Source organism: Chloroflexota bacterium (assembly GCA_016875535.1).
GTDB lineage: Bacteria > Chloroflexota > Dehalococcoidia > SHYB01 > SHYB01 > VGPF01.
The window spans coordinates 1-8,335 of sequence record VGPF01000066.1 but is presented as its reverse complement, the minus strand read 5'-3'; the positions used below and the strand labels follow the sequence as shown (position 1 = coordinate 8,335).

At 63.8% G+C, this 8,335-nt stretch carries 6 protein-coding genes; 2 read left to right on the top strand and 4 right to left on the bottom strand.

Annotated features, from left to right (window positions below):
• Together metG and FJ039_12195 are read left to right on the top strand one after the other, a co-directional pair.
• Positions 1–1,333: methionine--tRNA ligase (gene metG / locus FJ039_12200; protein ID MBM4406910.1), on the top strand; the 1,333-nt coding region annotated here is incomplete at its 5' end.
• Positions 1,334–1,432: 99 nt separating this feature from the next.
• The gene (locus FJ039_12195) at positions 1,433–2,383 is read left to right on the top strand and encodes a polyprenyl synthetase family protein (GenBank protein MBM4406909.1); all 951 of its coding nucleotides are present in this window, start codon (positions 1,433–1,435) and stop codon (positions 2,381–2,383) included.
• A 569-nt stretch (positions 2,384–2,952) separates the two neighbouring features.
• Here FJ039_12195 and FJ039_12190 read toward each other — a convergent pair.
• Genes FJ039_12190 through FJ039_12175 form a run of 4 tightly spaced genes read right to left on the bottom strand, consistent with a single transcriptional unit; the run spans position 2,953 to position 7,967 of the window.
• Positions 2,953–4,530, bottom strand: a complete 1,578-nt coding sequence (locus tag FJ039_12190) for an amidohydrolase (GenBank protein MBM4406908.1) — start codon at positions 4,528–4,530, stop codon at positions 2,953–2,955.
• Between the two features lie 17 nt (positions 4,531–4,547).
• Entirely contained in the window at positions 4,548–6,236 is a 1,689-nt protein-coding gene (locus tag FJ039_12185) for a Na(+)/H(+) antiporter subunit D (GenBank protein MBM4406907.1), read from the bottom strand.
• Positions 6,229–6,477, bottom strand: a complete 249-nt coding sequence (locus FJ039_12180; protein MBM4406906.1) for a hypothetical protein — start codon at positions 6,475–6,477, stop codon at positions 6,229–6,231. Before FJ039_12180 ends, FJ039_12185 begins: the two co-directional genes overlap by 8 nt.
• Positions 6,474–7,967 carry a monovalent cation/H+ antiporter subunit D family protein gene (locus FJ039_12175; GenBank protein ID MBM4406905.1) on the bottom strand — a complete coding sequence of 498 codons (1,494 nt, stop codon included), beginning with the start codon at positions 7,965–7,967 and terminating at the stop codon, positions 6,474–6,476. The genes FJ039_12180 and FJ039_12175 overlap by 4 nt, the downstream gene beginning before the upstream one ends.
• Positions 7,968–8,335 lie beyond the last annotated feature (368 nt).

Here is an 8,335-nt window from a genome sequence, read left to right as displayed (position 1 = left end):
CCAAGGGCATATCTATAAGAAGACGATGTCCATGCCGTATTCCACGATCTCCAAGCGGTTCCTGCCGGACCGCTATGTGGAGGGCATCTGCCCCAACTGCGGCAAGGACGGGGCAAGAGGCGACCAGTGCGACAACTGCGGCAAGACGCTGGACCCGAAGGACCTCAAGAATATCCGCAGCCGGATCGCCGGGGATGTGCCGGAGTTCCGCGATACAGAGCACTTTTTCCTGAAGCTCAGCGCCTTTGAGCAGGCCTTGAGCGAATGGGTGGGGAAGCAATCGCACTGGAAGGCGAACGTCCGCAATTTCACGGCGAATTACCTGAAGGACGGCCTGCAAGACCGATCCATCACCCGCGACCTGGACTGGGGCGTTCCCGTGCCGGTGCCGGGATTTGAGGCCAAGCGCATCTACGTCTGGTTCGAAGCAGTCATCGGCTATCTTTCGGCCTCCAAGGAATGGGCGCAGAAATCAGGCAGGCCTGAGGCGTGGAGCGACTACTGGCACAGGGATGTGAAACCGTACTACTTCATCGGCAAGGACAACATCCCCTTCCACACGATCATCTGGCCCGCCATCCTCATGGGATTCGAGAAGGGGCTCGCGCTCCCGTACGACGTGCCCGCCAATGAGTTCCTGAACCTGGAGGGGATGAAGTTCTCCAAGAGCAAGAATTGGGCCGTCTGGCTCAAGGACTTCCTGGACAAGTTCGATCCGGACCCGCTGCGGTACGTCCTCTCCATCAATATGCCGGAGACAGCGGATACGGACTTCACCTGGAAGGAATTCCTGCGCCGAAACAACGACGAGCTGGTGGCGACCTACGGGAACCTAGTGAACCGGGTGCTGAGCTTCACGTACCGCAGCTTCGAGGGGCACCTGCCGAAGGAGGTGGAGGAGGCGAAGCTTGGGGAGAGCAGCAAGGCGCTCATCGCGCAGGCGGAGCGGACGTTCCAGGATGTAGGAGCAGCGCTGGCGCAGTGCAAGTTCAAGGACGGCATCCGCACAGCGATGGAACTGGCCCGAAATGCGAACCGCTACCTGGAGGAGCAGGCGCCCTGGAAGAGCATCAAGACGGACCACCAGGCGGCGGCGAACGCCCTGTGGACGGGGGCTCAGGTAATCTCCTGCTTGAAGACGGCGCTCTACCCGTATATGCCGTTCACCTCAGCGAAGGTGCATGAGTACCTGGGGTTTTCGGGAACTATCGAATCGGCGGGATGGACGCTCCAGCGGCCCGGGGCCGGGCAGAGGCTGAATCAGCCTGCCCCGCTCTTCGCTAAACTGGATGAAGAGGCAGTGGCAAAGGAGATGGCGGCGGCACGGGCTTAGGAGCCTAACCCACCCAACCCGCTCTGGGAGGGAAGGGGTTAGGCAAGAGCAAAGGAAACGGCTACGGTTACGCTCGATATACAGCAGATCTACAAGCCGGTGGAGGCGGACCTTCTCCGCGTGAAGGAGACGCTGAAGCAGGCAGGGGCCAGCGGCGGCGTGAGCGGCCATGAGCACATGGCCGAGATGCTGGAGCATGTGCTGGACGTAAGCGGGAAGCATGTGCGCCCGGCGATCACGCTGCTTGCCTCCAAGTTCCACCCGCACGATGAGAAGCTGCCGGTGCTGATGGGGACGGCCGTGGAGCTGCTGCACATCGCGACGCTGGTGCACGACGACACGATAGACAAGGCAGAGGTGCGCCGGGGACGGCCGACGGTGAGCAACCTCTGGGGCAAGGATGTGGCGCTGCTCGTCGGCGATTACATTTTCGCCAAATCAGCGACGTATGTGTGCGACACAGGCAACGGGCGCGTCATCAGGACGTTCGCGGAGACGATCATGGAGCTTTCAGCGGGCCAGCTGAAGGAGTACATGGCGGCCTGCGATTGGCAGCAGACGCGGGAGAGCTATTGGAAGCGCATCTTTGGCAAGACGGCCTCGCTCTTTTCCACGGCGGCGGAGACGGGCGCGCTCCTGGGCAATGCCCCCGAAAAAGAGGTCCAGGCGCTCAAGAGTTACGGCTACAACCTGGGGATGGCCTTTCAGGTGATTGACGATATCCTGGACTTTGAAGGGTCGCAGACTGTGGTGGGCAAGCCGGTTGGGAACGACCTGGCGCAGGGAACGCTGACGCTGCCGGCCATCGTCTTCATGGAGCGGCACCCGAAGGACGATTCGATCAAGGCGTTCTTTGAAGATAGCGAGAACGCAGAGAAGCGGCAGAAGGCGATAGAGAATATCCGGGAGCCGGGCAACATGGCGGCGGCGCATAGGATCGCGAACGACCTGAGGGACAAGGCAAAGGGCTCCCTCTCCATCTTGCCGGATACGGCGGTGCGAAGGTCGCTCTTGAACCTGGCCGACTACGTGTGCGATAGGAATCTGTAGGCGAGGCCTTTCCTAGGCTCTCATTGCTCTGAGACAAGCCGTAGCTAGAGGACTAGCACAGCTCATAGGAATGAGCACAAGCCATCGGAATGGCCCTCCCGGCGAAGATGGAGGGGATGGGAATCGGAGACCTCACCCCCGATGCGGCATCGGGGTCTTGAGGACTCGACCTGTGCGTGCCCTCTTGTAGCTCTAAGAAGAGCACACGCCATAGGAATGGCTCTCCCGGACGCTCCGATGAATCGGAGCTGGGAGAGGGTAAGGGCGCAGTAATCCGCTCGATGGGGAGGGATGGCCTCTCCGAGGAGATCGGAGCCCTTTTGGTAGGCCAGCCCCTACGGGAGACGGTGCGAGGGTTGCGAGGGCAACTCCCTGAAGATGGGCGTGCCGCGCCGCAGCCGGGAAGAGCTTGTCACGCCCCTACGCCGGATGAGGATTTGAGTTGCAGGGGCAACCCGGGGAACGTAGGCCCGTTCGCCCTAAGAATCGGTATTGCCGCTTCTTAGGGCGACGGAGAAGGATACCTCTCCCGTAAGGCGCTGCACGTGAGACTCCCCTCGCCAATTCGATTAGCGTTCCCAGACGATGGAGCCGCCGAGGATGGTCTTTTCCACCGTCACGTCGGCGAGGCGGGCTACAGGAGTGCGGGAGAGGTCTTCGCTCATGAGGACGAGGTCGGCGAGGAGGTCTTGGGCAATGACGCCCTTGAGCGATTCATCGGCGGAGGCGTAGGCGGCGCCGCGGGTGTAGGCGGTGAGCGCCGCCTCTAGGGAGACGGCCTCCCTGGCGCCGACGGTGCGTCCGGAATCGGCCGTGCGCGTGACGGCGGCGGCGATGCCTCGCAACGGCTCGGGAGAGACGATGGGGCAGTCAGAGCCGAAGGCGAGCCGGACGCCCGCATCCTGCAGGCTTTTTACGGCGTAGAGCCACGCCTGTTTATCCTGGGGAATCTGCGCCAGGTACCGCTCGCCGTGGGCGGCGATGAAGGCCGGCTGGGTGACGACGAGGATGGCGGCCTTGGCGAGGCGATGCGCCAGGGGCGGCGGGCAGATGCCGCAGTGCTCGACGCGGTGGCGGTGATCGTGAACGCGCATGCCCAGGGATGCGATATCAGCGGCCTCCTGGGCGGAGCGCCGGACGGCCTTCTCGACCGCCTCAAGGGCGGCCTGGACGCCGCGCTCTTCGGCGGCGTGGAAGGCCGCCTGGAAGCCTGCGCTGTGGGCAGCGTAGACCTGCTCCTCAAGGATCTCCTGTGCCGGCAAGAGGCGCTCTCCCGTTTCATTCAGCATCATCTTGATCGCGCCGACGCTGAGCCCGGGATCGCCTGAGCCGAAGGACATATCGCGCTTGAGCAGCTCGGGGAGATCGGCAGGCGCGAACATCTTGTAGATGCGCAGGGGCAGGCGGCCACGCCCCTTCAAGGCGGCGAAGCGCTGCCAATGTTCGAAGGCGCGGGTGGGCGTGGCCTCATGGATGGAGGTGACGCCGTAGGAGAGGAGGCGGCGCTCGGCGGCGAGGAGGCTCGCCTCGATCGACTCAGATGATTGGGCGGGAGCGCGGCCGCTGAGGAGATGTTCCATCTCTAGGAGGTAGCCGGTCAGATCGCCCGTCGCCGGGTCGCGCTCGATAGTGGCGCCTTCAGGCTCCGGCGTATCGTTCGTTATGCCAAGTTGGGCAAGGGCCAGGCTATTGAGCACCGAGGCGTGGCCGGAGCGGTGGGTGAGCTTCACCGGGTGATGCGGCGCAGCGGCGTCCAGCTCCTTCCCGGTGGGCGGGCGGCGTTCGGCAAGGTGGAAGTCCTCAAAGCCCCAGGCGCGGATCCAAGCACCGCGAGGAAGCTCCGCAGCGCGCCGCCGGATAGCGGCGAGGATATCGGCGATGGAGCGCACGGCGCGGGGAGAGCAGTCAACGCCCTGGAGATCGGCGGCATAGGCGAAGAGGTGGATATGGGCGTCTATGAAGCCGGGAAGGAGTGTCTTCCCTTGGCAATCGAGGGTCCGGGCGGGGGAGAGGAGGCGGGCGGCCTCCTGTGCCTCGCCGACCCAGGCGATGCGGTCGCCGGTGAGGGCGACGGCGGAGGCGGCGGGGCGCGAGGGGTCGCAGGTAAGGACGCGGGCGTTGGTGAGGAGGAGGTCGGTGGAAGGCATGGCGAGGTCTCCTACTCTCAGCGAAGGAGACTCCAGGCTACTGTGACACCCGCCACCACCAAGACCAGGGAAATGGCGATGCCAACCGGCACGAGCCGTGTCGCGGCAACGGCTCCCGGGTCCGCGAGCAGCCTGGTGGCGAAGCCGGCAAGCCGGTCTGCCCCGACCTGGCTAATCGTAAAAAGGCCTGCCACCGGCTCCAGCACCAGTCTCCGCACCGGGCGCTCCGCTTTCCGATAGAGCCAATCAACATCAAGGACGACGCCGGCGTGCGGGCAGAACGCTTCCAAGAAGAGCCAGAATCCAAGGACAGTGAAGGCCATGAAGCCCAGGGAGGAGACAACGTGAGCGGCGGTGTACGGCTCGTAGTCGACGGGGAAGGGCAGGCGGTCATACAGCAGGCTGGGATAGATGCCTATCGCGATGCTGATGAACGCCGCAAGGGTCATGGCGACCAAGATGCCGGGGGGCAACGGACGCGCCTGGCTCCGCCGATCGGCGGCATGGCTATTGAACCAGGTGAAATAGGGAAGCTTCAGGGTAGTGCTCAGGAATGTGCCGACGGAGGCGCCATAGAGGAGAAAGACAGCCCACCCCATATGCTCATCTTCGGCTGCAGTGATGACGAGTGACTTGCCTGCAAAGCCGCTGAAGAGAGGAAAGGCCGAGATCGAAAGACCGCCGACCAGATAGAGGAGAAAGGCGGCACGCATGCTTCTGCTCGAAAGACCGCCCAGATCGGACATGCGAGACTTGCCCGTGGCGTAGAGCACAGCGCCCGCGCCCATCAGCAGAAGGCCTTTATAGATAACATGGACAAATGCATGGGCAGCCGCGCCGTTGATGCCGGTCTCCGTACCGATGCCGACCGCCGCCACCATGAAGCCGACCTGGCTGATGATGTGATAGGCAAGCAATCTCCGGATGTCATTCTGCAGCATGGCGAAAATAACGCCGTAGAGAGCCATCGCGACGCCGAAGGGAACGAGGATATCGAAGCCGGGGAAGCCGCGGACGAGCACATAGACAGCGGTCTTGGTGGTAAAGGCGCTCAAGAAAACGGTGCCGGTGACGCTGGACTCAGGATAGGCATCGGCAAGCCAGGCGTGCAGGGGTGGGATCGCGGCGTTCACGGCAAAACCTATCAGGATAAGCCAGGCCGCTGTTCCCCCATCAAAGGCGTTGAAGGCGAGGCCGCCGCCGGAGCCGAGGTGCCAGAGGATGCCCGAAAGCAGGACGGCACCTCCCGTCAGGTGGACAAAGAGATAGCGAACCGCCGCGCCACGGGCGCGGAGCGTCCCGCCGGTGCTCACCAGGTAGGCCGAGGCCAAGGCCATCGCCTCCCAGGCAAGGACGAGGGTCAGCAAATCGCCCGCGAAGACGACTCCGAGCGCCGCGGCCCCCGAGGCGAGAGCGGCGGCGTGAGCGCCGCGGCTGCGGATATGGAAGGCGTAGATGCCTCCCAAAATCGCCATGAGGCCGAAGACATAGCCAAAGATGAGGCTGAGCTTATCCACGCGGAGCGGATTGATGGTGAAGCCAAGCCAATGCCACTCCACAGTGTCTCCGGTGTCCAGAACAAAGAAGAGCTGGACGCTGACCAGCACCGCGAAGGCCAGGAAGACGAACGAACGCGCCCGTGAGGGCACGAGAAGGACGCAGACGGCGCCGATAAGCAGGATGAGGCCTGGTGGGATGCTATTCATCCTCAGCCTCACTATCTTCGTAGTAGTCCTCGCGCCGATGGAGCCAGGGGTCCAGGATGCGTTTCGCCACAAACGAGATAACAAGGACCCAGAGAAGGCCGAAGGCGGCCCAGTAGCCCGCCACTTCAGCGCCCCAGAGCTCGGCCTTCGCCCTGCCCGTCGCCTTGAGGACAAGGTCGCCGCAGATGACAAGGATCAGGCCCAAAATGAAGGCGATCACGAAGCGTCTGGACAGCTTCATGGGGCACCGCCCGTGACAGCGCGCGCCACACCCCTGGAGAGTTCCAGGAAGTGGAAGGGCAGATCAGGCGCCAGCCCCCAAATGATGGTCAGAGCCGCAGTGGCCAACAGGGGAACGAGCATCAAACGCGGCGCCTCCCTGAAGGAGGCGAAATGAGGCGACCGCCAGAGGTAGGCCCGGGCGACGATAGGCAAAAGGTAGCCCGCCGCCAGCAGTCCGCCGATAAGATAGAGGAAGAGGAAGACTTCCTGGCCCTGCTCCACCGCGCCCGTCCCCAGGAACCACTTGCTGGCGAAGAGGGTCAGCGGCGGCATGCCGATCATCCCAAGGCTCGCGATGGTAAAGGCGCCCATAGTCAGCGGCATCTGCCTGCCGATGCCCTTAAGCTCGCTCACGCGGTCTTTGTGGACGGTAACGTGGATCGCGCCCGCGCAGAAGAAGAGGGTGATCTTGGTGAAGCCGTGGGCCACGATGTGCAGCAGCGCACCGGTCCAGGCCGCGGGGCCTAGGAGGGCTGTCCCAAGGACGATGTAGGAGAGATGGCTGATGGTTGAGTAGGCGAGCCGGCGCTTGAGATGGTCTATCCTGAGCGCCAGCAGGGAACTGATAATTAAGGTGGCTCCCGCAAAGCCGGCAAGAACGCCCCATGCGCCCATCTCCTTCAACAGACCGACGCCGAAGACGAAGCCGATGACGCGGACGAACCCGAAGGCCCCGGCCTTCACCACGGCCACGGCGTGGAGCAGCGCGCTGACAGGCGTCGGCGCGACCATTGCCGATGGAAGCCAGCTATGGAGGGGCATGACGGCGGCCTTGACGCCCACACCAAAGGACAGAAGGGCAAAGAGCCCCCAGAGCGTCGCATCGCTTGCGGCCGCTGAGGAGAAGGCGCCGTCCGGGCGGAAGGCGATGTCCAGCCCGGAGGCATAGGCCCAGGCAACGGCACCGATGAGGGCAAGGCCGCCGGACAGGGTATAGAACAGGTATTTCCTGCCTGCGCGCAGGGCTTCAGGCGTCTCATGGTGGATCACAAGAGGGTAGGTCACGATGCTCAACAGCTCATAGAAGAGGACGAACGTGAGGAGGTTGTCCGCGAGGGCGACCCCCAGTGCAGAAGAGATGCTTAGGGCAAAGGCGCAGTAGTAGCGAGTCTGCTTGCGCTCCTCCAAAGCCCGCATGTACCCGATGGAGTAGAGCGACGTGGCAAGCCAGAGGACAGCGGCCAGGAGGGCGAAGAGCATGCCCGCAGCATCGGCCCGGAGGGCGATGGGCACACCGGGGATGAGATCGAAGAGCACCGATTGGGCGTGCCTGCCGTCCAGCGTCTTCGGGAGCATCGCAGTGACGAGGGCAATGGTGGCGAGGCTTGCGAGAAGGGTCCATGCTTCCCGGAGGTTGGGCCTGCGGCCGGAGGCGGCAACAAGCAGGCCGCCGATGAGGGGCGCCGCCACGGCCAGAACGGGGAGGGGTGAATCGAACGCGGTCGTCATCGCACAGCCTCGCGCCTCATGGCCTCATCCACTCTAAGACGCCGGGCTTCAAGACGTGGCTGAGGATCGCGGCATTGGCTATCCCGAGGGCGATGGCCGCCACAGCAAGAACCACCAACGGGACCAGCATATCCTTTGGCGGGTCTTGGGCTGGTGGAGCGTCGGACGCGCGCGACGCATCGCCGAGGTAGGCCCGCTCTACCACGCGGAAGAGGTACGCCGCAGTGAAGAGGCTGGTGATGAACACCACCGCTACCACGGGCCAATCGCCCTTCGCCGCACCCGCCTGCCCGATATAGAACTTGCTGAAAAAGCCCGCCAGGGGCGGCACGCCGATCATCGCCAGAGCCGCCGCGCAGAAGGCAGCC